This is a genomic window from Rubripirellula reticaptiva (assembly GCF_007860175.1).
GTDB lineage: Bacteria > Planctomycetota > Planctomycetia > Pirellulales > Pirellulaceae > Rubripirellula > Rubripirellula reticaptiva.
This window is the reverse complement of record NZ_SJPX01000001.1, coordinates 104093-130332: the sequence shown is the minus strand read 5'-3', so window position 1 is coordinate 130332 and position 26240 is coordinate 104093. Positions and strand designations below refer to the sequence as shown.

Sequence of the window (26240 nt, the reverse complement as noted above, 5' to 3'; positions counted from 1 at the left end):
AGCTGAGATTATAGACGGTCAGAGGTCGGCAAACTTGAATGAGCGAGTTGGCTTTCCCTCTACCAATAACTCGTCGGAAACCGGTGCGAGATCGACTGCATTCGATTCTGTGGTGCACGAGAGGCCGCTCACCGGTTGATAGTTGGTGTCGAGCGTGTCACGATTTACATGGACAAACGCTACGCAAACTGTGACGGGGCATCATGCTTGCTCGACTGAAGACGTTCACGCTGCTCGGGATTGAAGCGATGCCCGTGGATGTCGAGGTCGACATTTCGCCGGCCGCGATGCCCAAGACAATTCTGGTCGGTCTTCCCGATGCAGCGGTAAAAGAGTCGACGCACCGTGTCGAACGCGCGATCGTCAACAGCGGTTTCGTTCGTCCGCAAGATCGGATCGTCATCAATTTGGCGCCTGGTGATTTACCCAAGCAAGCTGCGTCGTTCGATTTGCCGGTGGCGTTGGGCGTGTTGGCAGGCAGCGGACAGTTGTCGGCCGAGCGGCTTGAGGACTACGCAATCATCGGCGAACTTGCGCTCGAAGGTCAAACGCGGCCGGTCAAGGGAGTGTTGTCGATCGCGATCGAAGCGGCGAAGGACAAGAAGCTGCGCGGCATCGTGGTGCCAGCCGAAAATGCAGGCGAAGCCGCTGTCGTCGAAGGGCTCGACGTGATCGCGGTAGAAACACTCGCGCAAGCGGTCGCCTTCTTTGGCGGTGCCATCGAAATCGACCCGGCGCCAAGTCGACTGGAACAATTGTTCGAACAGTTCAGTGCCTACGACGTCGACTTCGGTGACGTCCGCGGACAAGAATCTGCCAAGCGCGCGATGACCCTCGCCGCAGCGGGCCGGCATAATTTGTTGATGGTGGGGCCGCCCGGCAGCGGGAAAACGATGCTGGCCAAGCGGATGCCGACGATTCTGCCACAACTGTCTGCACCGGAGTCGATTGAGACGACTCGGATCTACAGTGCGTTGGGGCAATTGCCGGCCGGTCAGCCGCTTATGGCGCGGCGTCCGTTTCGTAGTCCTCACCATACGATCAGTGACGCTGGGTTGGTCGGTGGTGGCAGTCCACCGGCGCCGGGCGAAATCAGCAAGGCTCACAATGGCATTTTGTTTTTGGACGAACTGCCCGAGTTCAATCGCAAGACGCTCGAGGTGATGCGGCAACCGCTCGAAGACGGCGTCGTCACGATCAGTCGTGCGCTGCGTAGCAGTACTTTCCCGAGTGACTTTATGTTGATTGCGGCAGCCAACCCGTGTCCTTGTGGCTACCGCAGCGACCCGCGGCGCAGTTGCAATTGCACGCCGCCGCAGATTGAAAAATACATGGGTAAGATTTCGGGACCGCTGCTTGATCGAATTGACATTCACATCGAAGTACCGGCTGTTCCGTTCGAAGATCTGTCGACGTCGACGAGTGACGGAACGACGAGCGAGCAGATGCGGGCGGATGTGGTTGCCGCGCGCGGGCCTCAACAGGAACGATTCAAGGTCGGTCCCGTTCGCTACAACGCGCTGATGACTAGCCGCCAGGTTCGCAAGTACTGCGAACTGAACAAGACCTGCCAAATGATGCTTCGTCATAGCGTCGAAGAAATGGGGCTGTCCGCCCGAGCCCACGACAAGATCCTGCGAATCGCCCGGACGGTCGCCGACGTGGCGGGCGACGAAAAGATCGAAGAAATGCACCTCGCCGAAGCCATCGGCTATCGAAGTCTGGACCGCGACTTGTGGACGTGATGGTTACAGCAAAATTTCGAACATGGCGCGGATCGTTACGGCGTCGTCAGTGCCGAGTACCGCTACGCCGGCGGCGTTTCGCTCGATCGCCGCGATCCGCGAAATGTACATGGCGCCGGTCGTGAATCCGACGACGCGTCCGTTGATCATCCCGCGAGTCGTGAAGCTGATGTCAGCGGTACCCGAGGTGCGGCTGATTTCATCGAATCGTGAACCGGCGATTGATCCGCCCGTGAACGTGTAATCGGCATCCATATCGTAGAAGCCGAAGGTGAGATCAAGGTTGCTTGCTCGGTCAAGGACGTAGCCTTCCCAGCCGACGAACGCTTTGCCACCGACAAAGTCCGAATCGAGGGATTCTTTGAACAGTCGGTCACCGGAATATTCAAGTTTGAAATCTTGGTCGAACGCCATGTAGCTGAACCCGCAACCGGCCGACAATCCGCCGACCCGCGTTTGCCATGTATCACGCAGAGCGAAATCGAATCCGTAGTGATCAACGTCTGCATCAAGGTGGCTTCGACCGCTCGTTAACGCACTGCTTGCGCCGGTGATCGGGTTGGGCACATCAAGATCGGTCGGGCCCTTGTTCGAGTTGGCTCGCGCCAGTCCATAGAAGGCTTTCGTTTCAACGCTGGTGCGAGTCCAGAGGAATCGTCGAACTGCTTTGAGTTCCCACAGGGCACCAAGCGTGTCGCCATCGTCGCGGTATGCCGAGCCACCATCCGCATCTTCGCCGATCGTGTATTCTGGCAGCATCGCACCCCAGAACGCTTTGCCGAATGTCAAATCAAACGGGCGATCGGAAGTTGTGCTTTGCGCACTTGTGTTTGCTGAGAACGCGAAGCCGATGGTGATCGCAACGATCAAGGAAAGGTGACGCATAGAAATAGCCAATGAGTTCAACTGAAACAGAAAGGGCGGGAGGTGCATTTCTGATATCGAGCGTCGGGATCCTTGGCAGCGATGCGGTGTCCGACGATTGCGCCAAACTGACGCGGATTCGTGGCGAACATATTTGTTGATCTGAAATCACAAATTAATCGGATCGGTCCGGTCAGATTGACCAATCGGGTTCGGCAAACTTTGCGGGTGATTGTGGCGACCAGGAATTGTATTGATGCGACTAAGTTGATTGACCGTCAAACTTGTCATCAGGCCGATGCGATGCAGCGAGCGTCCTGGTTGCGGGCGTTGTTGACATGACGATCGACCGCGCGAAACGACAGGCTGTCGTCGGGTGCCGGGGCCATCCAGGACTGTAACGTGTCGAGGTCACAAAAAGTTGGATCGAGCCAACGTTCGTAGTTGGCCCGTTCCAGAATGACTGGCATCCGGTCATGTAATTTTGACATCGTGTTGTTCGCCGCGGTCGTTAAAATCGTGCAGGAATAAAGAGGCGACTTGTCGGCGGGAATCTTCGTGTTGGTTTCCCATAATCCGGCCATCGCAAAGGTTGCGGGGACGCCGTCGGGAGCCGATTTTTGCTCTATCAGGTAGGGCTGTTTTCCATCCTCCATTTTCTTCCATTCATAGTAGCCGTCAGCGAGGACCAGGCACCGCTGGCGCGAAAAGGCTTGGCGAAAGGAAGGCTTTGATGCCGCCGTTTCGCTGCGTGCGTTGATCATGCGATTACCCACCGAAAGCTCTTTGGCCCAGGGTGGCAGCAGTCCCCACCGCAACCAGCGGCCCTGGAAGACCGGTGCCGCGGTCGGTTGCCTCGTTGATTGCTTCGTTGGGTGTTCCGGCGACTGATCCGTCACCCCTGTCATCACGCAAGCGAGCATCTGGGTTGGGGCGACGTTATACCGGGGGGGGAATTGCTGGATGTCGAATTGCTGGCTGCCGAAGTCTTGGGGATCGATCGACGGCAAGAATTGCTGGCACCAACGGGTCGGCGGGGTGCGAAGAGTCAGGCGACCACACACGGGATTTGCTCCGAAATATCATCAAAGTTAGTTGTTGGTGCCATCCTAGCGTGGTGTCGCGACCGTGGCTGCAACCTAGTTTGCCGGCTGTTCCGCCGCGCCACCTTCGTGAAATCTGGCTGGGGCGTTAGAATTTTTTGGCCTTGGTAGCCGGAATCGACTGGCCGCCGCGTTGAAATTGCGTTTTGCATCACTCCACCGCCTTTCCCAGCGGCCCAATTCTTTGAACTTTCCGCTTCTCTTCCGTGCGCTCGGATCGATTTGTTTGTTGATCGGTGGATCGATGAGCTTCAGTTTGCCGTTTGCGTTTCCGGCGCTTGCTAAGCGAACTTATTTGCCGGCCGCGGATGGGTTCGAGGTCGCCGGTGCTCGCGGGCTGTTGCTGAGCATGACGATATGCATGCTCTTGGGTGTGCTGCTTCGGATGATCGGTCGCCGGCATCGGGGTGGCCAGCTGTTTCAAAAAGAAGCCATGGCCGTCGTCGGGCTCAGTTGGCTGTTGGCAACGATCTTGGGCGCGCTGCCGTTTTATTTGTCCGGGACATGCATCAGCGCAGGGCAACCGATCACGTTCATCGAAGCGATGTTTGAATCACAGTCCGGGTTCAGCACGACCGGTGCGACGGTGTTGACGGATTTGGATTCACCTGGACTAGTGCCGCACTGCATTTTGTTCTGGCGATCTTGGACTCACTTCCTTGGCGGTCTGGGAATCGTCGTTTTGTTCGTCGCAATTCTTGGGCAAGGGTCGGCCGGCAAAGCGATGATGCGGGCCGAGATGCCGGGGCCCACCAAAGAAGGCAGCATGCCGCGGATGCAAGCGACGGCATGGGCCTTTGCCGCGATCTATGTCGGCTTGAACGTGATTTTAACGTTCGTCTATGTCATCGAAGGCATGTCGTGGTTTGATGGACTGTGTCATGCGTTTGGGACGATGGCGACGGGTGGTTTCAGCACTTACAACGCTAGTCACGGACAGTTCAACAGCAGCGTGATCGACTTCACGACGATCTTGTTCATGATCTTGGCGGGCACGAATTTTACGTTGCTTTACCTTTCGCTATTGGACAGTCCCAAGCGACTGTTTCGTGACGTTGAATTCCGGACCTTCATCGGCATCATCACATTAGTGACCGGCGGAGTGATTTTCTTTGGAATGCGATCCGGTGATGCAGGTTTTGATACGTTCTTTGATGCACTGCGGAACGGAATGTTCCAGGTCGTGTCAGTCTTGACGACAACCGGATACGGAACCGCTGACTTTGATCACTGGAATAACTTTGGCCGCGGTATTTTGTTGCTGTTGATGTTTGTGGGCGGATGTGCCGGCAGTACTGGTGGTGGCATGAAAGTGATCCGCCACATTTTGTTCTACAAAATCTTGCGTCAAGAAATCGAAAAGTCGCATCGGCCTCGCGTGATTCGTTTTATTCGCATCGGTGGCACGGCGGTCGACGATCCGAACTTGGCCAATGGGATCGTGGTCTACTTTTCCATGATCCTGGCAATTTTCGTTTTTTCATGGTTGTTGTTGATCACCTTTGAACCTAGTAGTACGTGGGGCGTGACCGAGGCGGCGACGGCGGGGCAAGTCGAAACAAGTGGTGACGCGATCGAAAAACAGGTGAGGCGCAACACGTTGGATGAAAAGTTGCTTGATTCGGCAAGCGCCGTTGCGGCAACACTCAATAACATCGGCCCGGGCTTTGGCGTGGTTGGCCCAACAAAAAATTACGCAGGGTTCAGCCAGGGCGCTAAATTGTTGTTTGTGTGGTTGATGATGTTGGGGCGAGTGGAAGTTTTTAGCGTTTTAGTACTGATTTTCCCATCATTTTGGCGCCGTATTTGATCCCTTTTCGTGCCTAGATTGAACACGGCTACAATACGAACGGCCCGTTCTTTTCAAAGTGTGGGCGCCGCGAACCGGATGATCGGATGCCTCAGATGTACACGAAAAACTTGAATGCCTTCTCACTCAATACTTTGTCGCTCGCCATTGCGTGCGTCCTTTCCGTGCTGTCGATCGGCATGCTGGCGTCGCCTTTGACCGCGCAGGTGTTCAAACGCGAAAAGGACGAGAAGCGAACGGCGGTCATCATCGAGCTGCATGAGGATTTGAACCCGCTGAGCGGTGCGATCTTGTCACGCAAGTTCAAAGAAGCGGTTGATTCCGGCGCAGATGTTGTGATTTTTGACATCAACAGCCCGGGCGGTCGCGTCGACGTGACGTTCGAATTGATGGACATGTTGTTGGAAGCCGACAACGTGGAAACCGTAGCCATGATCGAACGCGATGCGATCAGCGGTGCGGCTCTGTTTGCGTTGGCGTGCGACAAGATCATCATGAAGCCGGGGGCTCGCTTGGGCGATGCCGGCGTGATCGTGCTGGGGATAAGTGGCGAGTTTCGATATGCCGAAGCAAAGAGCCGCAGCATGGTCGCCCAGAAGGCACGTGATACGGCTGCCGCGACAGGCCGACCACCAGTGCTGGCCGAGAAGATGACGGACAAAGACATGGTGGTTTTTTCGGCCACGGAAAAGGAAACTGGCGAGCAACAGTACTTTTCGGACAAGGAATGGGACGCCTTTGAGGACAGCGAAAAATGGGAACGGGGCAAGCCGATTCGCGAAGGCGGCAAAGAAATGTTCTTCATCGCCAACGGTCGCCGACTTGTTGAATTGGGCGTGGCCGACCAAACGTTCGACAGCCGAGACCAATTGGGCGAAATACTGGACGTCGCCGAACCCATCGAAACGCTTGGACCGACCTGGGCCGAGCGAATTGCAAGGTTTCTGAACACGGGTTGGATGACGTTCTTTTTGATCGCGGTCGGTTTGCTTGCTCTGGTGGTGGAACTCAGCGCGCCGGGGATTAGCGCGGGTGGGTTGATGTCGTTGTTGTGTTTTGGGCTGTTCTTCTGGAGCCGGTTTGCGGCGGGTACGTCTGGATGGTTGGAAGTCATGTTGTTCGCATTGGGGATTGTCTTCATTGCGTGCGAGTTGTTTGTGATTCCCGGTTTTGGGATCGCTGGGTTGGCCGGGATCGGTTTGCTATTAGGGTCGCTCGTGATGGCGTCGCGGCGTGTGTTGATTCCTGAAAATGCACAGCAGTGGGACGGCCTCGGCAGCGACGTGTTGACGGTGATGGGGGCGTTCGGTGCGTTCTTGGTGGGGCTGTTTTTACTGTCTCACTACATCGGCGATATTCCGGGGCTGAGTCGATTGACATTGCAGCCACCCGTGTTGGCTGGCGCTGGCGGAATGGCCGGTGGAATGACGGACGAGGCGCCGATGGATTCGATGTTGCCCGGGTGGCAGCGTGTCAGCGTTGGCGACGTAGGGCGGACGGTATCACCGCTGCGTCCAAGCGGTCGTATTCAGGTAGGCGACATTACGGTGGATGTGGCGACCGAAGGTGATTTCGTCGACAGTGGCACCGAAGTGACCGTGATTGGCAAGCAAGGTGCCCGAGTGCTGGTTCGTCCCACTGTCGTGTGAGGCAGCGACTACAGGTATGACACAGGGCCGATTATGCGGGTTGCAACCGTTGCATCGGTACTTGAATTGCTAGCAATTCGGGTTGACGGGGTTTTGCTGGCAGTGCGGTTGGGAAGTTGCCGAACGTATCGATGGTGCCGGCGAGGGTTTCGCGGGTCCGTCGTATCCGCATGTCCCAGCGATTTTGATCCGTGTCTTCGACATCCCTTACCCCTACTCGATCTCGCGGCGCGTTCAAGGATCGGGTGTTTTGGGCGGTTGAGTTCATCGGCGCCCAGTTCCTCGGGCGTTGTGCGACGCTGGCGTCAATCCTGGCCATTTTGTGGGCGACGGCGATATTGGCAATCCGGCCGACCTCATGGACTCGTCCGGTCCGCCAGGTGCTCGCACGGCAGTTGATGTTCACGTGCGTCGACGCTGCATTCGTGGGCGTCCGATTCGGAGCCGCCGTTGGTGTGTTGATCATTGTACAGGCCGCGCTTTGGATCGACGCGCTCGGGATTACCACTGACATCATCATGCCCATACTTTGGAAAGCAATTGTCCGCGAGCTAGCGCCACTACTGGCCTGTTTGGTGGTGATCGGGCGCAGCGGAATCGCGATCTCGACTGAACTTGCGACGATGGTCGTGGGTGGCGAGGTTGAGGTCTTGGATGCACAGGGAATCGATCCGATGACTTGTTTGGTCATGCCGCGAATCATCAGTGTTGTGGTCAGTGTGTTTTGTTTGGCAATCATCATCGCGACGTCGATGGTGGTCACTGGCTATGCGATCGGATGGGGAATGGATGCCATACGCGACTCTTGGTCAACGTTCCTGGATGGGATCGTCAGCCAATTCAACTCGTTGGATCTATTGTTCTTTGTTCCCAAGACCATCATTGCGGGTGCGTTTGCCGGCGCGATTTGCTGCATTGATGGATTGAATGTTCGCGGCACGATGACAGACGTGCCGCGAGTTTCCAGTCGCAGTGGTATCCGGGCACTGACGGCCGTGTTTGCAGTGTCGGCCGTGCTGTCGGTGCTGATTTACGGTCGCCTACTCGTTTTTAAGATCATGTAGGCGATGGAACCCAATAATCTTCCAGCCGTTTTAGAGCTTCGCAATGTCTCGTTCGAAGGCAACGCAAAACGCTCGCTCGTCCTTGCCGACGTCAGCCTGACGCTTCGTCAGGGTGAATTACTGATGGTGCATTTGGACCGATCCCAAAGCGCGCGAGACATCGCTTCGATGATCCAAGGACTCCAACAACCGAGGTTCGGCGAAGTTCTGTTTCAGGAATCTGATTGGAAAGGGAGCGACTTTGAACGCCACTTCAAAATGCGCAGTAAGATCGGACGCGTGTTCGATGATCAGGCGTGGCTTGCAAACTTGAACATGACCGAGAACGTGATGTTAGCCAGCGAACACCATGGTCGCGATCTCAACGAAGTTCGTGCCGAAGTGACCGAATTGTCCGAACAGCTTTCGCTTGACCCACCATCTTGGGAACGGCCTGCCTTTGTCGATTCCACGCGTTTGCAAATGTACCAGTGGGTCCGTGCCATGATCGGCAATCCATCGCTGTTGCTTTTGGAGCGGCCGATGAAGGCAGTCCCACCGTTGTGGTTGCCAAAGTTGGTGGCCGCCGTCAACCGACTTCGCCAGCGTGGGGCGGCGGTGTTGTGGTTCGCGGGCAATTCGTCCGAAGCGAGCGCCGAACTGATCCCGCCGGTTGCTCATTTTCGACTGGTGTCGGCATCGTTACAGCCGATTGCGGATCTTAGTCTTGCAGGTCCGGAGGCAACGTTATGAACCAGCCTTTTCGTTTGCGATACACCAACCAAATTGTCGGCGCCTTCCTATTGGTGCTGTTGCTGTTTTTGATTCTGCTTGCGTTATTGTTGCTGAGAGCGAGTGACTATTTCGCGGAGAAAAAATCATACTGGTTCGAAATTGGCCAAGAAGAAGTCCAGGATCTGCATCCTGGAATCGAAGTGGTAATTCTGGGGCAGCGAGCGGGTCAAGTTAGCGGCATCGATTACGTCAACGGCAGCGATCGTGTACGCGTCAATTTAGAAATCGACGCGAACCGAGGTGATCAGATCTTCGATAACTCGGTCATTGTTCCGGCACGTAAGTATGGCGTGGGCACGCCAGTGCTGAACATTCGCCGGGGATCAGGCCCCGAGACTTCGCCGGTTCCGTTGCCCGATGGCAGTCGCATCGCGACGTTCCGTAGCGAAGATGATCGGATCGAACGCATGGCGCGCGAAGTTGAAACCGTTAGCGATTCGGTACGCTTGATTCAACAACGAATGATGCCGACATTGGATTCGATTGAAACGACCTCGGATCACTTGAACGAGTCATTTGATAGTTCGGTGAATCCATCCTTTGACCAGGCTCGCGTGGCGTCGGAGTCGTTCTTGAAGAGCAACGAGCAACTGCGTCCGGAAGCATCTGAAACATTGCGTGTGATCCGCGAAGCGACGACCGAGTTGCAGTCGCAGGTTGGTGTGTTGACTGCAAAAATTGAAAAGTTGCTCGACGATGATTTGAAGTCGACGCTTGCCGATGTTCGTCAATCAAGCGACGACATTAGTTCAGCCGCCAAGACGGCCAACACGACCACGGTCGAAGTGGGCGACGATGTTGCCGACACGATGGCGACGCTAAAGCAGGCCGCAGAACAAGTCGCCCAGTTGGCCGAAGAAACTCGCGCGATTGTGCGAATCGTTCGACGCGAAGCTGATGACTTGCCCGGCACGACCGCTCGCGTCAACGATACCGTTAGCGAGACGCAGGACTTGGTTGGTGAGATTCGCGATCATTGGTTGCTGCGTCGATCAAGCAACCGGGCATCGTCGAGTGAACAGATTTCGCCATCGACGGTGCGGGGAGGCTTCGCACGATGATTGTACGGTTTAGTTTCGGATTCGTTTTCTTGACGTTGCTGGTGGTCAGCGGATGTCGCAGTTCGTCGGTTGGTGAAGTTGCTAAAGACACTCGTGTTCGGCGATTGGCGGACGACGGTCGCGAGTTGTTTGCCGAAGGTGATGTTGAAGCGGCAATCAAGAAGTACCAATCGGCTGTGCTGCGAGCATGGGCGATGGACGACCCCACTGAATCGGGCAACGGGGCGTATAACTTGGCTGCTTGCATGGTGACCGACGGCGACAACGGGGTCGCCCGCGATTGGTTGGCTGATGCGCGTGCAGAGCTAACACGTGGCGGCGAATCGATCGGTAACGTTTGGTTATTAGAGTCGCGCATCGCGATCGATGATGGGCGTTTCGCTGCTGCGGCGCGTTATCTGGATGCCAGTGCGTGTGCGACGCCGCCCTGCGCGGTTGGCGATTCGACGTGTGAATGTCCGACCTCTGAGGGCTGCAAGCGATGTCCACTCGATTGCGTACCCTGTGTCGGGCGTCGTTTGGAAGCAAAACGTGCCGAGGAAGATTGCCGCGATGGTTTCACCGCTCAGATCCATCTGACGCGGGCTCGGTTGGCAGCCGAGCAGTTTGATTTGGCGGCCGCCGGCAAGCACTTTCAGTGTGCTTGTGAACTGATAAGCGATGTTTGTTCGTACGAACTGCATGCAGAATTGCAAAACGTCGCGGCGCTGATTCACGTGGCCAAAGAAGAGTACCTGCAGGCGGCCTGGCATTTTGATCGCGAAGCAAAGTATCTGCGGATGGCGGGTAATTTCCGTGAAGTGCCCGGCGCATTGGAGTTGGCGGCGGCCGCGTATCAGCAAGCCGGAATGCCAAGGGAGGCGGCTGATCGGCTGAACCGAGTCGCACGTGTCTGGGTTGGGCGTGGTGATGCCAAGAAGGCATGGGAGTTCGTTCGGGCGGCAAGCGATGCGGTTGATGCTTGCGCGATCGACGACGAGGACTCGATTCGCATTCGATTGTCACTAGTCGCACGGCAAATCGAACGGATGTTAAAGGCCGACGCGTACGCAACTTCTCACTAGCTAACGTTGATCTCGTCGATCTGTTCATTCAGCGTCAACGTGTCGTAGATGTAGCCGATGCCAAACAGTCCGCCGGTTAGCAGGTAGATGACGCCCGTGACGATCTTGCCCATGTAGAAACGGTGAACACCGAACAGGCCAAGGAATGTGTGCAGCACCCAGGTCAGGGTGTAGTCCACTTCGCCGGGATGGAATCGGCGGTTGGCTTCGTCAGCCATCGAGGGAATCAGGAATAGGTCAACGATCCAGCCGACCAAGAAAAGGCCGCCCGTAAAGAACCACAAGATTCCCGTCAACGGTTTCCCAAAGTAGAACCGGTGAGCGCCGACAAATCCCAGAATCCAAAATAAGTATCCAACGAGGGCTGGATGAGTCGGCGCGGTTTCAGAGGACATCGACGTGTGTCGGTGGTTAATGGGTTGCTGGTTGGTGAAGGATGGTTGAAATGAAGCGGTAGGCATCGTGATTTCCAAGAATCGGGCAAACGCACTGTCTTGGATTCGTCGCGGCAACCGAAATCTTGGGGCGACAGTGAAAAAGTTCTGGGCGTCAAGACTTTGTCGTCGCTTCGGGGCCGCTAGCCTACCGGTGCCGAGCTCGGCGCGTTAACGTGGACAAAAAGCCACTTCTGTCCTCAGGTTGTAGACACCCATGCAGTACGCCGAACTGCACTGCAAAAGCAATTTTACGTTTCTCGAGGGTGCGTCGCATCCCGACGAATTGGTCGAGCGGGCAGCCGATCTTGGCTACCACGCGATCGCCCTGACCGACCGAGCTTCCTTGGCTGGCGTCGTGCGTGGCTGGACGCCGGCCAAAGAACGCGGCATCAAGTACATCGTCGGTTCGGAATTGCACTTGGCCGATGCACCGCCGATGGTCGTTTGGCCAACCGACCGCCAGGCCTACGGGCGGCTGTGTCGTTTGATTTCTCGTGGGCGCTTGCGAGCGGAAAAAGGTGAGTGTGAACTGCGATTCGCGGATCTTGCCGAACTCAGTGACGGGATCATCGCCGCGGTGGTGCCAAGTGTTGAACAAGTCGTTGCAGCAGAGAACGGCAAGCCGACCAAATTGGCTCGGTTTTTGCGAACGAAATTTCGCGACACGTTTGGCGACCGCGGCTATGTCTTTTGCGAACTGCATCGCGGCGTCGACGACGGGCTGTACGTTCAACGGCTTCAGCGATTGGCGATCGGTTGTGATGTCCCCTTGGTGGCCGGTGGTGACGTTCACTATCACACGCCGGCGAGAATGCTAATGCACGACTTGGTTGCCGCCATTCGCCGAGGCACGACGATCGACGCGGTTGCCAGCGAGCGGTTCGCCAACAGCCAACGTTGCTTGCGAACACTCGACGAAATCAAACTTCTTTACCGTGATGTGCCCGACGCGATCGCCCGGACGATCGAGATTGCCGATCGATGCACGTTCACGTTGGCCGATCTGCGATACGAATACCCCGCCGAACTTGCGCCGTCGGGAATGAGTCAGATGGAGCATCTGCGACGTTTGACTTGGGAGGGTGCCAAGCAGCGATGGCCCAGTGGGGTACCCGACAAAGTGCTGGATCAGCTTCGTCATGAGGTTCGACTGATCCAAGAATTGAATTACGAAGCGTATTTTTTGACCGTTTGGGACATGGTCCGGTTTGCTCGGTCACGCGGGATCTTGTGCCAGGGTCGCGGTTCGGCCGCCAATTCGGCTGTCTGCTATTGCTTGGGTGTGACCAGTGTTGACCCCAGTCAAACGGACCTGTTGTTCGAACGCTTTGTCAGTCGAGAACGTGATGAAGCCCCCGATATTGACGTCGATTTCGAACACCAACGACGCGAAGAAGTGATCCAGTATTTGTACGAAAAGTACGGTCGCGATCGAGCCGGCATGACTGCGGTCGTGACGACGTATCGGACTCGCAGCGCGGTCCGCGAAGTCGGAAAGTCGCTGGGGGTTTCGGCCGATGCAATCGACGCGATTTCAAAACTTGGTCAAAGCGGTCAAGAGTTCGAACAGCGCTGCGAGTCGGCCGGTTTGGATACGACCAGCGAAACGGGTAAGCGATTTGTTTACTTGGTCAAAATGTTGAAAGGGTTCCCTCGACACTTATCCCAGCATACTGGCGGAATGGTGATGACGGCGGGCAACCTTTGCGAGCTATGCCCGGTTGAAAACGCATCGATGCCCGGTCGCACGGTGATCCAGTGGAACAAGGACGATTTGGACGAGCTTGGCGTCTTGAAGGTCGATGTGTTGGCGCTGGGGATGTTGTCAGCCATCCGCCGGTGCTTTGAATTGGTCGAAAAGCATCATGGCGACGCGTTGTCCCTGTCGAATATTCCGCCGGATGATGTGGCGACGTACGACATGATTTGTTTGGCCGATACGACGGGCGTTTTTCAAATCGAAAGCCGAGCTCAGATGAGCATGCTGCCACGACTTCGCCCGCGTTGCTATTACGACTTGGTGATCGAAGTTGCGATCGTTCGCCCCGGACCGATTCAGGGAAACATGGTTCATCCGTTCCTGCAGGCTCGCCAGGATCCGTCGATGGTGGTGTATCCCAACGACGCGATTCGTGGAGTGTTGGAAAAGACGATGGGCGTGCCGATTTTTCAAGAACAGGCGATGCGATTGGCGGTCGTTGCGGCGGGGTTTACGCCGGGCGAAGCGGACCAGTTGCGGCGTGCGATGGCAGCATGGCGACGGCCAGGAGTGATCGATACGTTTCGCATCAAGTTGTTGGCGGGCATGAAAGACAGCGGGTTAACGGCTGAGTTTGCCGAACATGTCTTCAATCAAATTCGGGGCTTCGGCGAATATGGTTTTCCTGAATCGCACGCGGCCAGTTTTGCGTTGTTGGTGTACGCATCGTGTTATTTGAAGTGTCACTATCCTGCGGCTTTTTGTGTATCGCTGTTGAATAGCCAGCCGATGGGGTTTTATGCGCCGGCTCAATTGATTGCCGATGCGATCAAACATGGTGTTCGCGTTCGAGCCGTCGACGTCAATCACAGCGATTGGGATTCGACGTTGGAACCGGATCGGAACCGGCCTGGTCCATCGATTCGGCTAGGGCTGCGGACGATCAGTGGTCTGGCCGAATTGTCCGGTCGTGATTTGGTAGACGAGCGTGTTCGCGGCGGCGTTTTTCGAAGCATGGATGAATTGGTGCGACGAACCAAGGCCGGCAAGGGGCTGTTGAAACGGCTTGCCGATGCTGATGCGATGCGATCACTGGCAACGGATCGACGTGCGGCAGTTTGGCAATCGCTGGGTCAAGAGAACAGTCCCGGTGGTACACCGTTGTTTGATGAGATTGACGACCAAGACGATGCACCGGAGGGGTTGGTGCCGATGTCGCCACAGGAAGAAGTGTTTGCTGACTATCAAACAACGGGGCTGAGTTTGAAGGCGCACCCGATCTCGTTTGCGCGCAATCAGCTGCAGTCGCTCGGGTGTGTTTGTGCCGGTGACCTGGCCAGCCTTCGCGACGGGCGCGCGGTTCGAGTCGCAGGATTGGTATTGCTGCGACAGCAGCCGTCGACCGCTAAGGGGATCGTTTTCGTGACACTTGAAGACGAAACCGGATCGATCAATCTTGTGTTGTTTCAGGCTGTCTGGCAACGGTTTTTCCGCATTGCCAAGACTAGCAATTCCTGGCTCGTCGACGGGAAATTGGAAAACCGGAAAGGCGTGATCCACGTGATTGTAGGACGACTGATCGATCTGAACGACGAGGTAGATTTCGGCACCGATGATGATGGCCAGAAGATGCCACGTTCCAGAGACTTTCGGTAGCCAACCGCGACACCGCGGCCTCCGGTTCGGTGGAAGGCCGAATGTTTGAGAGCTGGCGTCGGGCTACATTTGTTTCAGCGACTTCATGCTTTGCTTGATGCTTGCCAATGGGTTTGGCGATTGGTCCTGTTCGACGTGGCAATGGGCTACGCCCGCTTTACCGGCGGCTTCAATGATCGCTTCGATGTTGATGACACCGTTGCCGATTTCCTTGAACGCTTCTTTGGGAATCCCGCCGTAGTTAGGGACTTCGACCGAGGCATCAAGATCCTTCAAGTGCAATTGCGAGACACGATTGCCGAGCTTGCCGATCAGTTCGACAGGATTCTTGCCGCCGACGACGACCCAAAACACGTCGACTTCGAACTTCATGTCTGGAGAAAATTCATCGATCATCACGTCATAGCCGCTCATACCACCTTCGCGTGGTTCGAATTCGAACGCGTGATTGTGGTAGGACAATTGGATGCCGGCCGACTTCGCTTTTTCGGCTGCTTGGTTGCAGTTTTGACAAACCCGCTTGTAGTCATCTAACGATGTTCGAAATTGATCGGGTAGGTAAGGGATCACCAAGTGCTTCAGCCCAACGTCGGAAGCCTTTTCCAAGACGGTCTCAAAGTACTCGTCGTCGCCAGCATCGTTGTTGACGATCGAGTCGCTGTTGAAGTGCGACGAGTTGATGGCGAGTCCAAAGTCTCTCGCAGCTTCGATCATCGGGGCGGCGTTGGGGAATCCGTACGGTTCAACTTGCTTGTAACCGGCGTCGGCAACGGCTTTGACGGTCGCGCGGACGTCTTCGTTGATTTCGTTTCGCAGCGTGTAAAGTTGGATGCCGATGTTTTGTCGGTACGCGTTGTCTTTATCCAGCGCGAGCAGCAAACGGGGAGCGGAAACCAACGTAGCGCCAGCACCAACAGCACCAAGAAATTGACGACGTTTCATATTCAGGTTCGATTTTTGTGTGAAGAGAAAAGTTGGAAGTAAAAACTAGTATACATGCGACTCTACGATCAGACTTACTCGGCCAAGACTCATGCCATCAAAGCAATATTTAACTAGGGAAGCTGGCTGTGAGTGAATCATCGCCCGAGCCCGCAGGCTCACACCAACGGCGAAAGGAGCAATCGATTTTGATCGCCGTCATCGTGATACCGGTCTTGTTAGGGCTGGTCATCAACGGTTGGCAATTTGTGATCGCGATCTAGTTGTTCGAAACGTTGGTAGCGATGACAATCTGGCCGCTGCCACTGTTGCTGTCGTTGGTGAAGCACATGACTGTTGCGTCAGCCCTGCTAGTCGTTTGGCTCTATCCCATGACGAATCGATCGTTGCGTTGGATGGACCCCTTGGCAGATGGCTCATCTGGCTGGGTTTTACGGCCGGCCAACGGAGTGGTTTGTTGCCTACTTTCCAGTCCCCATCATCCTGAACTTTTGGCCGTTGTTATTCGCTGTCGGCAGCATCGCGTGGTGGGACAAACACGGTGGTTGGATTGTTTCGGTATCGATCGTCTTCGTTGTGATGTTCATCGCACAGTTCACACAGACAATCATTTGCCGGGCCACGTTTGAATTCTCAATGCCGCTCGGCATTGGTAGCCTATTGATGGCTGCGACCATGTCCGCGATTCCGGTCTTAATCGTTATTGCCGTGTTTCAACAACGTGAATACCAGTTTGCTCGATTGCGTCGCTGATAATCGCTTGCTTTCCCCATTCCGAGAATGCACGGGGACGAAACCGGACCCAAGTCATTACAGAATTGATTCGGCGACCAAGCGTTCGCGTTTGATTTGGATGATGTCGACGTGCCACTGGCCAACGTCTTCACCGTCAATCAGGTATTGCATCATGAACTGGACGACTTGCTCGCTGCCGGGCGCTTTCCAGTTGACGATGGCGCGATCGATACCAAATTGATGATAGATCTCGATCGGAGTTGCAAGTTTCCACTCGGCGTCGGGGCCCTGCCTGATGATTTCAGTATGGGCGGCGTTGTTTTGAAACTCTTCCATTGGGGAACCTTCGCCTCCTCCACCGCCTTGTCCGTCGGCCTGTCTTTCGGCGTATTCCTTTTCTTGGTTTTCATAAAACTCTTTCAGCGGCATCGACTCGCTGAATCGATTGTTGAAGCTCTTGCTCAATTCAATTGGCAGCTCCTTGTGACCATTGGCGACCAAACTGATGTACTCACGCGAGTAGTATTTGGCTTGGGTTCCGAGCGTGTTTTTTTTCATCGACACTATGCCGAAGCCGCAGATGCCAAAGCCGATCGCCAAGATGATTCCAATCTGGGCGGGCATGCGTCCGGCTGGCACAGGGCCGCTTGATGGACGCAATGCAATCAGGCCCATGAAAATCGCCAGTGCTGGGACCACCAACGCGGGAAGGCCAAGTAGCGCAACCGGACTGATCAATCCGAGGATCAGGCAGACGTATCCAGAAAAACGCAGCGGCGCCATTAGCTCGGACTCGTCATAGCCCGTCTCGGCGTGCATCTGCGGCACCTGTCCCATCGGGCTGAGTGTTTCGGACGAATTAGATGCCGAGGGAGTGTTTTCGGGCTTTGAGTCGGTGGTCGAATCCGAGGTCATGGGTACGTCAAAACCGAATCGAGGGAGATGGGGGATGGGCTGTCGGTTCGATCGACATGCCGCCTGTAGCGGTTTGCTACGCACGATCGGCCGGAAAGGTTTGGTGCGGACGTCAGAAGTCGGAGGCCGAATTTGTCCGCAATGACGGACCAGTGCGAAATTGGCGGCGATTATCCAGCTATTTGATTCTTGTTGCTACGACTCGGCGAGGTGCAGCAACATGCAATCGGCGATCTTGCCCGCCTAGGCGGCGCGGCGGATTGGGGTGTGGTCGAGCGATTTCGGCGGTGTCGTTACCTTGGTCGATCGTCTGCTGCCGAGTGATTCGCAGATCCACTGGGCTGCACGCTTGGAGGCTCCGGATCGAGCGTGCACGGCTCGCAGTTTGTCCAATTGTCGCAGGATCGATTGGTAGTAGAATTCGTCACCGATCATGGCATCGATCGATGCGGTCAGAAACTCGATAGCCGGTTCTTCGGATCCGACGGAAACCATTTCGGGGAAGATCGCTCGGTCGCTCATCAGATTCGGCAGCGTCAACGACTTGGTTTTCACTAGCAATCGTCCGACCGTGTACAGGAATCGGCCGACACGATAGACGACAGTCGCGGGAGTCCGTCGGGCCATCAGTTCCAAGGAAACACTGCCGCTGACCATCATCGCACAGCGGGCAACCTCGATCACTTCGCTGGTTCGCTGAACAAAAAACTCGATCGGCAATTCAGCATCGGCGGCCGCCATTTGGTCCCGGCACCACAGGCATTGTCGATCGCGGTACGACGCGACCATAAACTTGGCCGTTGGATGCTTGGCGTGCAGGCGTCGGATCGATTCCAACATCATCGGCCAGTTGCGGTGGACTTCGTGGTCACGAGATCCCGGCAGCACCGCGACCAGCGGCGCACCGGTTTGTTCAATCGCTTGCAGGCGATTGACGACGCGCGAGTCCAATTGAGTGTGCTCGACCGCATCAAAGAACGGGTGCCCGACATAGGTCGATGGGATGCCGGCGCCGCCAAAGTAGGTTTCTTCGATCGGAAGCACGGCCAGTACATGATCGACGGTGCGTTTCATTTTTCTCGTCCGCCATCCGCCCCAAGCCCACAATTGTGGCGGACAGTAATAGTAGACCGGAATGCCGTACCGCTTGGCTCGTTTAGCGATGTGCCAATTGAATCCGGGAAAGTCGACCAGCACAACGGCATCGACATCACCGGTTTGGAAAACTTCTTCGGCTTGATCGGCGAAGGCAAAGAACTGGCGAAGCTTGGGCAGGACTTCGAGTAATCCCACGACCGCGTGCTGGGTCAGGTCCAAGTCGACGCTGCAGCCCGCGTCTTTCATCGACTGTCCGCCGAAACCGCGGATCTGGATCGATGGATCGGTGTTACGGATCGCTTGGATCAGTCGCCCAGCGTGCTGGTCACCGCTGGGTTCGCCGACGGAAAAGAAGATGGTTTTGGGCATGACAGACGGTCAGTCCGAGTTCGCGTGGAAATTACGAGACTTCGTCGTCTATCGGTAATAGAAATCGGGATCAGACGTCAACGCCGAGTGGGGAATCGGTGACAGTCGACAGGGAACAGCATCAATGGGTAATTGATAGCATTGCCTGTTTGGGGCTCTGATGGAGCAAAAAAAAACGACCCGCCAAGGTTTCCCTCGGCAGGTCGTTTTGCGGTCACGTCTGATAGGTATCAGTGGGACTTCACTTCGCTTTATCAGCGGGTGAAGACGGCACTGGCCTGAACGACGCGACGCTTTTGAGTCACGCTAGCACTTGGATCAACGATCGGTGCTGGTGGCATAGGAGCGGCTTCGATGTGTTGATGAGTTTCAACAGGTGCCGAGTAGTTGATGCTGCTGCCTGAGCAACCGCATGACGGTGCTGCAGGAGCCGAGCAGCTGCTGCAACCGCTGTCGCAGCCACAGCCAGCCTTGCTACGCAAGTTGCCGAACAGTTTGCTGATCAGGCTGCCGTGACCGGTTCCGCAAGACGATCCGCAACCGCTGTCGCAAGATGCGATTTCGCATCCGCAAGTCGGATCTTCGCAGCCCATGTCACAACCAGCGTCACATCCGCAGCCGGTGCTGCTGAACATCTTCGACAGCAATCCGCCGCAACGCTTCTTCGATCCGCAACCGCATCCGCTGTCGCAAGATGGAATGGCTTCGCAACCACAAGGAGCTGCGACTTCGCAACCGCAAGCTGGTTCCGAGCATCCGCAGCTGTTGCCGCCGAGTTTGGACAGCAATCCGCAGCCCGAGCTGCCGCAACCGCAGGCGTCAGCACCGCAGGTTGGTTCTGCTGAGCAACCGCAAGCAGGTGCTTCGCAACCGCAGGCTGGTTCCGAGCAACCGCAGTTATTGCCGCCGAGCTTGGCTAGCAAACCACAGCCAGCTTTTCCGCAACCGCAGGCGTCAGCACCACAGGTAGGTTCAGCCGAGCAACCGCAAGCCGGAGCTTCCATTGCACATCCGCAAGCAGGTGCTTCGCATCCACACGCAGGTTCTGAGCAACCGCAGTCGTTGCCGCGGAGCTTTGATAGCAATCCGCAACCGCCGAGGCAGCTAGTTGATCCGCATCCACCGCAAGCGGCTTCGGCGCCACAAGCTGGTTCTGCGTTGCAACCGCAAGACGACGCCGTCTCACAGCCGCATGATGGGGCTTCGCAGCCGGTGTCGCAACAGCTAGTGGCACTGCCACAGCCCTTGATACCGAGCATACGATCCAGAAGGTCAAAGCCAAAGCTCTGAGTGCACAGCGTGCAGCCAAGAACCATGGTCAAAGTCATGATAGTCCGCTTCATTGGAGCCACGTCTCCCTAATCTCAATCTTTGTGCGATCGATATTCGCAGCCGTCGAATTTCGCTGAGAGAATTTGGTTCAAAGTCACCTTAGAACTGGGCGGAGGCATGTTCGACGGACGAAGTCGCCGTCGGACAGGTCTCGAGTTTCCCAAGCGAACACTCGCAAGCCGGGTGCGGACACCCGGCCCGTCGACTTCGCTCTGTTCGCCATATTCTCTGGTTACTTTGGCCTAAGAGCCCCATGCTCCGCGTGATTGACAGCGGGTTTTGGGGCAGCCTCTTTGCGTTTTTCTGGTGCTACAAGACGACGACATCCAATGTCATCGCCTTTCTGGGTCAGTCGCAAACAGCAGGTTCGTCGACCACGAGTCGGCGTTGTGTTGTTTGCGGGTCACTAAGCGTATCGACGTTGAGCGGGCGTCTAATCAGTGTTCTGGGGGATTTTCGGGCTGTTGCTAAGCTTTGCGGCCTGGGCGAAAATAGCCAAATATTCGTCGTCTGATCATTCCAACGATCGTGCGCGTGGCGAATTCGTTGCGACCGGTATAAACTGCTTCCATCAGGCCAAATGTGGTGATCTCGCACCTCTTGTGAGGGGTTCGCTGTTTTGGCGTACCAATCGAAGGAAAATTGATCGTTTGAACGCTGGCCAACCTGATCCGAAAACGAGACCTGAATCGAGTCAGGAAAAGGACTCAGCGTTGGGAGCTGGAATTGAACACGAAGCAAAGTTTGCTGAACTGAATTTTGCAAAACCTAAGACTGGCAGATTTACGGGGGCCAGTGCTGAGGTTGTTGATTTGACGCGTTTGCCACCAACACCCTGCCCTTGTGGGATTGCTCGTCGAGCGTTTGCTGATCGAGATGAGTTTCCCGGAACCGTTCATTTAACCCAAATCACAAAAGACGCTCGCCAGCACTACCATCGCGAGCACACCGAGGTTTATGTCGTCCTTTCTTGTCAGCCTAATGCTTGCATTGAACTGGATGGCGTCGCCACTGCGGTCAAGCCGCAAACTGCCGTGCTGATCCCACCCGGTGTCCGCCACCGTGCCTGCGGTGAAATGACCGTGATGATCGTATGCACTCCGAATTTTGATCCCGCCGACGAGTTTTTTGACTGAGTTGACTTATCTGACCGAGCATTCGCTCGCCATTTGAAGAATGCGACTTCCAAAACTGAACTCGACACATCGCCCCTCCCCCCGACTCCATCCGTCTCAACAGAACCAAAACTATGAAACTGAGTCCACGGAATATTTTTCCCGCAACCGCTCTGCAAATGCAGAGAACAGTACGAATCGTTGGTCTATTCGCACTGTCGGTTTTGTGGATTTCTGCGTCACCGAAGTTTGCATCGGCGGATTGGCCTTATTGGCGAGGGCCACAGTTTGACGGCACCGCGGTGGCAAGTGGATTGCCGGACGATTGGGATCCCGATGGCGGTGAAGGCAGCAATGTGATCTGGAGCCGCGACGATATCGGCGGCCCTTGTACGCCCGTTGTCATGAACCATCGGCTCTACACGATTCAGCGTGCCGATGCCGGCACACCTCGCGAAGCCGAACGAGTCGTCTGTTTGGACGCTAAGACGGGCGAAACGATTTGGGAGAATCGCTACAACGTTTGGCTGTCGGACGTTCCAGCGGAACGTATCGGTTGGTCCAGCGTCGTCGCCGATCCGGATTCGGGCAACATCTATGCGCTCGGTTCCTGCGACATTTTCATGTGCATCAACGGTGAAACCGGCGAAACGGTTTGGAGCATCCCGCTGCATGAGCAATACGGAATGTTGTCGACCTACGGGGGACGCACCAACTTTCCCGTCGTTCACGAAGACTTGGTCATCATCAGCGGAATCATCATCAACTGGGGCGAGAAGGCTAAGCCAAATCACCGACTGCTGGCGATGGATAAATTGACCGGCGAGTTGCGTTGGTTCAGCGGCACGCGAGACTTGCCATACGACACGACTTATTCGGCACCTAGCATTGTTACCGTCGACGGCCAACGACAATTGGTGATCGGTGGCGGTGACGGAGCGATTTGGGGTTTCCAGCCACGCACTGGCAAACCGCTATGGCATTACGATCTTTCGATGCGAGGCATCTTCGCTACTCCGTTGGTCGTCGGCAATAAAGTCTTCGCCAGTCACAGCGAAGAAAACGTCTCGCCTAGCAACAATGTCATGGGCGGAGTCGTCGGACTGGAAATCACCGGTACGGGCGACAATACCAAGGTCAAAGAGCTTTGGAAGCAATTGGAAGTCGTTTCCGGTTACAGCGAACCTGTCATGATCGGAAACCGACTTTATCTGGTCGACGATCGTTGCAAGATGTGGATCTTCGATGCTGAAACGGGCGAGGCTATCGTTGAACAAGAATCGTTTGTCGGCAGTCGCCAGCGGGCTGCACTGTTGCATGCCGATGGCAAAATTTATGTCCTAACCGAAAACGGTCGCTGGGCCACGGTGAAGCCAACCGAAGACGGATTCGAAGTGCTCAACAAAGGCCGTGTCCGAGGCGTCGGCTTCGCCGGATCGCCGATAGTGTCTGACGGACGGCTGTACTTCCCAAGTTCGAAAACGCTTTACTGCGTCGGTACCGAGAACGGCAAACAAGAGTCGGTCACGATGTCCGAGTCGATGGGGGCCGAGACACCGGTGTCGGAAAACACAAGCGTGGCATGGGTTCAGTTGGTACCAACCGAATCATTGGTCAAGCCTGGCGAATCGGTCGAGTTGAAAGTCAACTACTTCAATTCGCTCGGCCAAGCGGTCCAAAACACAAATGGCGATGTGACGTTCAGTGTCGAGGGGCCTGGATCGATCAGCGGGACAACGTTCACCGCATCCTCGGATGCGTCCCACACTGGCGCGGTGATCACTGCCAAAGTCGGTGACGTCACCGGCGAAGCACGGGTGCGAATCGTTCCACCACTGCCGTGGAAGTTCACTTTCGACGGCCTGCAGGATCCTCCGTTGTCATGGGTTGGGGCTCGTTATCGACACATCATCAAGGAAGTCGACGGTTCGCCAGCGCTAACAAAAATCACGACGATTCCCAAAGGCGCACGCAGCCGTGCTTGGATGGGGCCAAGTGATTTGGCGGAATACACCATTGCCGCCGATGCGATGGGCAAACGAATGAGTGATCAGTTGCCCGACATCGGGCTGACCAACCACGGTTATGTTTTGGATTTGATGGGCGAGAGTCAACAACTGCAAATTCGAACCTGGTCGGCTCAACTGCGAATGGCTGAAACGATCGATTTCCCGTGGAAGGAAAACACGTGGTATCGGATGAAGTTCCGAGCAGACATCGAAAGCGAACCGCCGGCCGCGGTCGCAGTGTTGCGAGGAAAGGTATGGCCAAAGGATGAACCGGAGCCCAAGGAATGGACGATCACCGCTCGCGACGAATCGCCGAACTTGAACGCCAGCCCAGGTCTGTACGGCAACGCGAAAGTCGCTGAGCTGTACCTCGATAACATCGAAGTTTCGGCGAATACGGACCAGCCTTAGGGCAAACCGAGGCCAAGCAATGTCTTGGCAGACGCGATTCAAATTCTTCCCAGGCTTCGTCCTGGTTTAAAACCAAAACAACCTTCTAAATTTCAAGTCGAAACCAAGACATGTTTAAAAAAGAAATCTGGACCTGGACGTCATTGCTTTGCGCGTCATTGCTCGGCAGCGCCACTACGGTCGCACTAAGTGGATGTACGCCTACCCCGCCAGTCAACGTTGACACGTCAACCACCATCGATAGTCCGGTCGACAGCAACGTCACCGGCGGTGCCCCATCGGCAGCAGTGGAAACGCCGATGCCGGCGGATGAGTCTGTGTCAAAGGCGAAAACGGAAGCCCAGCCAGGCACTGAGCCAGCGGTTAAGTTGGTTGCGGCACCGGCGGCCGATGTTGCTCTCACCGCATCACCTGATGCGGTTCGCAAATCCGGTGGCGACTGGCCACAGTGGGGCGGAACCAGCGAACGTAATAACACGCCCGGCGTGACTGGATTACCCGAGGAATGGAATATCGGCAAGTTCGATCGCCGTACCGGTGACTGGGACAGCAGCAAGGCCAAGAACATTCGTTGGTACGCGAACTTGGGCAGCCAAACGTACGGTAACCCCGTGGTCGCTGGCGGACATGTCTATGTTGGCACCAACAACGGTGCGGGTCACATCAAGCGTTACCCATCGGAAGTCGACCTGGGATGCTTGTTGGCATTCAACGAAAAAGATGGCGAGTTTTTGTGGCAACACAGCAGCGAAAAGTTGATCACTGGCCGCGTCCATGACTGGCCGTTGCAAGGTGTTTGCTGTGCGCCGCTTGTTGAGGGCGACCGCTTGTGGTTCGTGACCAACCGCGGCGAAGTTCGCTGCTTGGACACCAAGGGATTCTACGACGGCGAAGATGATGGTCCGGTCACCAACGAACCTGCTAACGTCGCCGAGATCATGAACGCGGGTCCGGCGGCGAAAGCTCACGCAGACACGCTGGCGGCACTTGCCGAAGGTAAATTGTCAGACGCCGCAAAAGCTAAGCTGGCTGAAGCTGACGAGCCGCTTGACGGCGACGTCGTGGTCACGACGGTTACCGATGGCAAAGTCTGGAAGGCGACCGGCAACTTTGGCGGCGTCGATCGCGATATCACGATCAAGCAAATTGGCCCACGAATCATGTTCGTCAAAGCACTGGGGGTCGACGACAAACGTGACGCCGACGTGGTTTGGGTGTTTGACATGATGGGGCCCGAAATGGGCGTCAGCCAGCACAACATGTGTGCCTGCAGCGTGACCAGCTATGGTGACTTGCTGTTCGTCAACACATCCAACGGTTTGGACGAATCGCACATCAACTTGCCAGCACCTGACGCGCCGAGCTTCATTTGCATGGACAAGAACACCGGCGAAGTGATCTGGACCGATTCATCGCCGGGACGAAATATTTTGCACGGCCAATGGTCTAGCCCCGCAGTTGCCGAACTGGGCGGCGTTCCTCAAGCATTGTTCTGTGGCGGCGACGGAATCCTGTACAGCTTTGCTGCCAATCGTGGCAAAGACGGCAAGCCAGAATTGCTTTGGAAGTTCGACTGCAACCCCAAGACCACCGTTTGGAAATTGGGCGGCGAAGGGACTCGCAACAACTTGATCGCAACACCAGTGGCCTACGATGGATTGGTTTACATTGCGGTCGGGCAAGACCCCGAACACGGCGAAGGCGAGGGCCACTTCTGGTGCATCGATCCTACCAAGCGAGGTGATACGTCACCAACTTTGGCGATGAAGTTGGAAGACGGCAAACGAGTGCCGATCGAACATCGACGCATTCAAGCGGTAGAACCTGAAAAGGGCGAGGTCGAAGTCGATAACCCAAACTCGGCCGTTGTGTGGCACTACTCGATGTTCGATTCCAATAAGGATGACGAAATCGACTTCGAAGAAGAAATGCACCGTTCGATCGGTACCTGTGCGATCAAAGACAATGTTCTTTACGTTGCCGACTTCTCTGGATTGGTGCACTGCTTGGATGCCAAAGGCACCAAAGACGGCAAGCCGGTCGTTCACTTCACCTATGACATGCTGGCCCAGAGTTGGGGCAGTCCGTTGATCGCTGACGGGCGAGTCTTCATCGGTGATGAAGACGGCGACGTTGCGATTTTCGAATTCGGCGCTGAGAACAATGAGCCGATGGACGAGATTAACATGGGCAGCAGCGTGTACAGCACACCGGTCGCCGCCAATGAATCGATTTTCATCAGCACCAAAGACAAGTTGTTCTCGATCGGTGAGACTGAGTAACTCTTTTGCTTTGAGATTCCGCCACGAATTTCACGCGACTGAAGAATTGAAGTCGTTTCAATTCTTCAGTCGTAAGTGAGTTTGTGGTAGAGAGATTTCTAATCCG

General features: G+C 55.7%; 21 protein-coding genes. 13 read left to right on the top strand and 8 right to left on the bottom strand.

The features are described from left to right. Positions 1-203 precede the first annotated feature (203 nt). Positions 204-1745, top strand: coding sequence for a YifB family Mg chelatase-like AAA ATPase (locus Poly59_RS00445; RefSeq protein ID WP_146532126.1), 1542 nt, complete (start codon positions 204-206; stop codon positions 1743-1745). A 3-nt stretch (positions 1746-1748) separates the two neighbouring features. Here Poly59_RS00445 and Poly59_RS00440 read toward each other — a convergent pair whose 3' ends face one another. Both Poly59_RS00440 and Poly59_RS00435 read right to left on the bottom strand, forming a co-directional pair. Continuing rightward, positions 1749-2630 (bottom strand): hypothetical protein, encoded by an 882-nt coding sequence (locus Poly59_RS00440; protein WP_146532125.1) that lies wholly within the window; start codon positions 2628-2630, stop codon positions 1749-1751. 269 nt (positions 2631-2899) lie between these two features. Further along, positions 2900-3673 (bottom strand): SOS response-associated peptidase, encoded by a 774-nt coding sequence (locus Poly59_RS00435; protein WP_146532124.1) that lies wholly within the window; start codon positions 3671-3673, stop codon positions 2900-2902. A 283-nt stretch (positions 3674-3956) separates the two neighbouring features. On the opposite strand from Poly59_RS00435, the gene Poly59_RS00430 reads away from it, so the two are divergent. The 6 genes from Poly59_RS00430 to Poly59_RS00405 all read left to right on the top strand — a co-directional run bounded on the left by Poly59_RS00430 (position 3957) and on the right by Poly59_RS00405 (position 11134). Further along, complete coding sequence (locus Poly59_RS00430; protein ID WP_146532123.1) at positions 3957-5522, top strand: TrkH family potassium uptake protein; 1566 nt, start codon at positions 3957-3959, stop codon at positions 5520-5522. 95 nt (positions 5523-5617) lie between these two features. Next, positions 5618-7171 (top strand): NfeD family protein, encoded by a 1554-nt coding sequence (locus Poly59_RS00425; RefSeq protein WP_186775945.1) that lies wholly within the window; start codon positions 5618-5620, stop codon positions 7169-7171. A gap of 191 nt (positions 7172-7362) precedes the next feature. Further along, entirely contained in the window at positions 7363-8235 is an 873-nt protein-coding gene (locus Poly59_RS00420; RefSeq protein ID WP_146532121.1) for an ABC transporter permease, read from the top strand. A gap of 3 nt (positions 8236-8238) precedes the next feature. Continuing rightward, positions 8239-8967 (top strand): P-loop NTPase family protein, encoded by a 729-nt coding sequence (locus tag Poly59_RS00415; RefSeq protein ID WP_146532120.1) that lies wholly within the window; start codon positions 8239-8241, stop codon positions 8965-8967. After that, entirely contained in the window at positions 8964-10070 is a 1107-nt protein-coding gene (locus tag Poly59_RS00410) for an MlaD family protein (RefSeq protein WP_146532119.1), read from the top strand. Before Poly59_RS00415 ends, Poly59_RS00410 begins: the two co-directional genes overlap by 4 nt. Beyond that, complete coding sequence (locus tag Poly59_RS00405) at positions 10067-11134, top strand: outer membrane protein assembly factor BamD (RefSeq protein WP_146532118.1); 1068 nt, start codon at positions 10067-10069, stop codon at positions 11132-11134. The genes Poly59_RS00410 and Poly59_RS00405 overlap by 4 nt, the downstream gene beginning before the upstream one ends. On the opposite strand, the gene Poly59_RS00400 is transcribed toward Poly59_RS00405, so the two are convergent. Beyond that, positions 11131-11595, bottom strand: a complete 465-nt coding sequence (locus tag Poly59_RS00400) for an NINE protein (protein WP_222436023.1) — start codon at positions 11593-11595, stop codon at positions 11131-11133. The genes Poly59_RS00405 and Poly59_RS00400 overlap by 4 nt on opposite strands. Before the next feature lie 190 nt (positions 11596-11785). Here Poly59_RS00400 and Poly59_RS00395 point away from each other — a divergent pair, with 190 nt between their 5' ends. Further along, positions 11786-14926: an error-prone DNA polymerase gene (locus Poly59_RS00395; RefSeq protein ID WP_146532117.1), complete on the top strand. Its 3141-nt coding sequence runs from the start codon at positions 11786-11788 to the stop codon at positions 14924-14926. Between the two features lie 63 nt (positions 14927-14989). On the opposite strand, the gene Poly59_RS00390 is transcribed toward Poly59_RS00395, so the two are convergent. Further along, positions 14990-15868: a sugar phosphate isomerase/epimerase family protein gene (locus tag Poly59_RS00390; protein WP_146532116.1), complete on the bottom strand. Its 879-nt coding sequence runs from the start codon at positions 15866-15868 to the stop codon at positions 14990-14992. Positions 15869-15996: 128 nt separating this feature from the next. Here Poly59_RS00390 and Poly59_RS30370 point away from each other — a divergent pair, with 128 nt between their 5' ends. Next, on the top strand, positions 15997-16131 hold the full coding sequence (locus Poly59_RS30370) for a hypothetical protein (RefSeq protein ID WP_261343479.1): 135 nt from the start codon (positions 15997-15999) through the stop codon (positions 16129-16131). A 148-nt stretch (positions 16132-16279) separates the two neighbouring features. After that, complete coding sequence (locus Poly59_RS00385; RefSeq protein WP_146532115.1) at positions 16280-16621, top strand: hypothetical protein; 342 nt, start codon at positions 16280-16282, stop codon at positions 16619-16621. Positions 16622-16678: 57 nt separating this feature from the next. Here Poly59_RS00385 and Poly59_RS00380 read toward each other — a convergent pair whose 3' ends face one another. The 4 genes from Poly59_RS00380 to Poly59_RS30030 all read right to left on the bottom strand — a co-directional run bounded on the left by Poly59_RS00380 (position 16679) and on the right by Poly59_RS30030 (position 20129). Then, a complete protein-coding gene (locus Poly59_RS00380; RefSeq protein ID WP_146532114.1) occupies positions 16679-17518 on the bottom strand; it encodes a hypothetical protein in 840 nt (279 codons plus the stop codon). 243 nt (positions 17519-17761) lie between these two features. Then, positions 17762-18985 (bottom strand): lipid-A-disaccharide synthase, encoded by a 1224-nt coding sequence (gene lpxB, locus Poly59_RS00375; RefSeq protein ID WP_146532113.1) that lies wholly within the window; start codon positions 18983-18985, stop codon positions 17762-17764. 254 nt (positions 18986-19239) lie between these two features. Further along, positions 19240-19620 (bottom strand): hypothetical protein, encoded by a 381-nt coding sequence (locus Poly59_RS30035; protein ID WP_246151275.1) that lies wholly within the window; start codon positions 19618-19620, stop codon positions 19240-19242. A gap of 281 nt (positions 19621-19901) precedes the next feature. Beyond that, positions 19902-20129: a hypothetical protein gene (locus tag Poly59_RS30030; protein WP_246151274.1), complete on the bottom strand. Its 228-nt coding sequence runs from the start codon at positions 20127-20129 to the stop codon at positions 19902-19904. 901 nt (positions 20130-21030) lie between these two features. Between Poly59_RS30030 and Poly59_RS00365 the strand changes: the two genes are divergently transcribed. From Poly59_RS00365 to Poly59_RS00355, 3 genes are all read left to right on the top strand, one after another. Next, entirely contained in the window at positions 21031-21453 is a 423-nt protein-coding gene (locus Poly59_RS00365; RefSeq protein ID WP_315852559.1) for a cupin domain-containing protein, read from the top strand. A 113-nt stretch (positions 21454-21566) separates the two neighbouring features. Continuing rightward, a complete protein-coding gene (locus Poly59_RS00360) occupies positions 21567-23852 on the top strand; it encodes an outer membrane protein assembly factor BamB family protein (RefSeq protein WP_246151273.1) in 2286 nt (761 codons plus the stop codon). A 110-nt stretch (positions 23853-23962) separates the two neighbouring features. Next, a complete protein-coding gene (locus tag Poly59_RS00355; RefSeq protein WP_146532111.1) occupies positions 23963-26134 on the top strand; it encodes an outer membrane protein assembly factor BamB family protein in 2172 nt (723 codons plus the stop codon). The last annotated feature ends 106 nt before the right edge of the window (positions 26135-26240 follow it).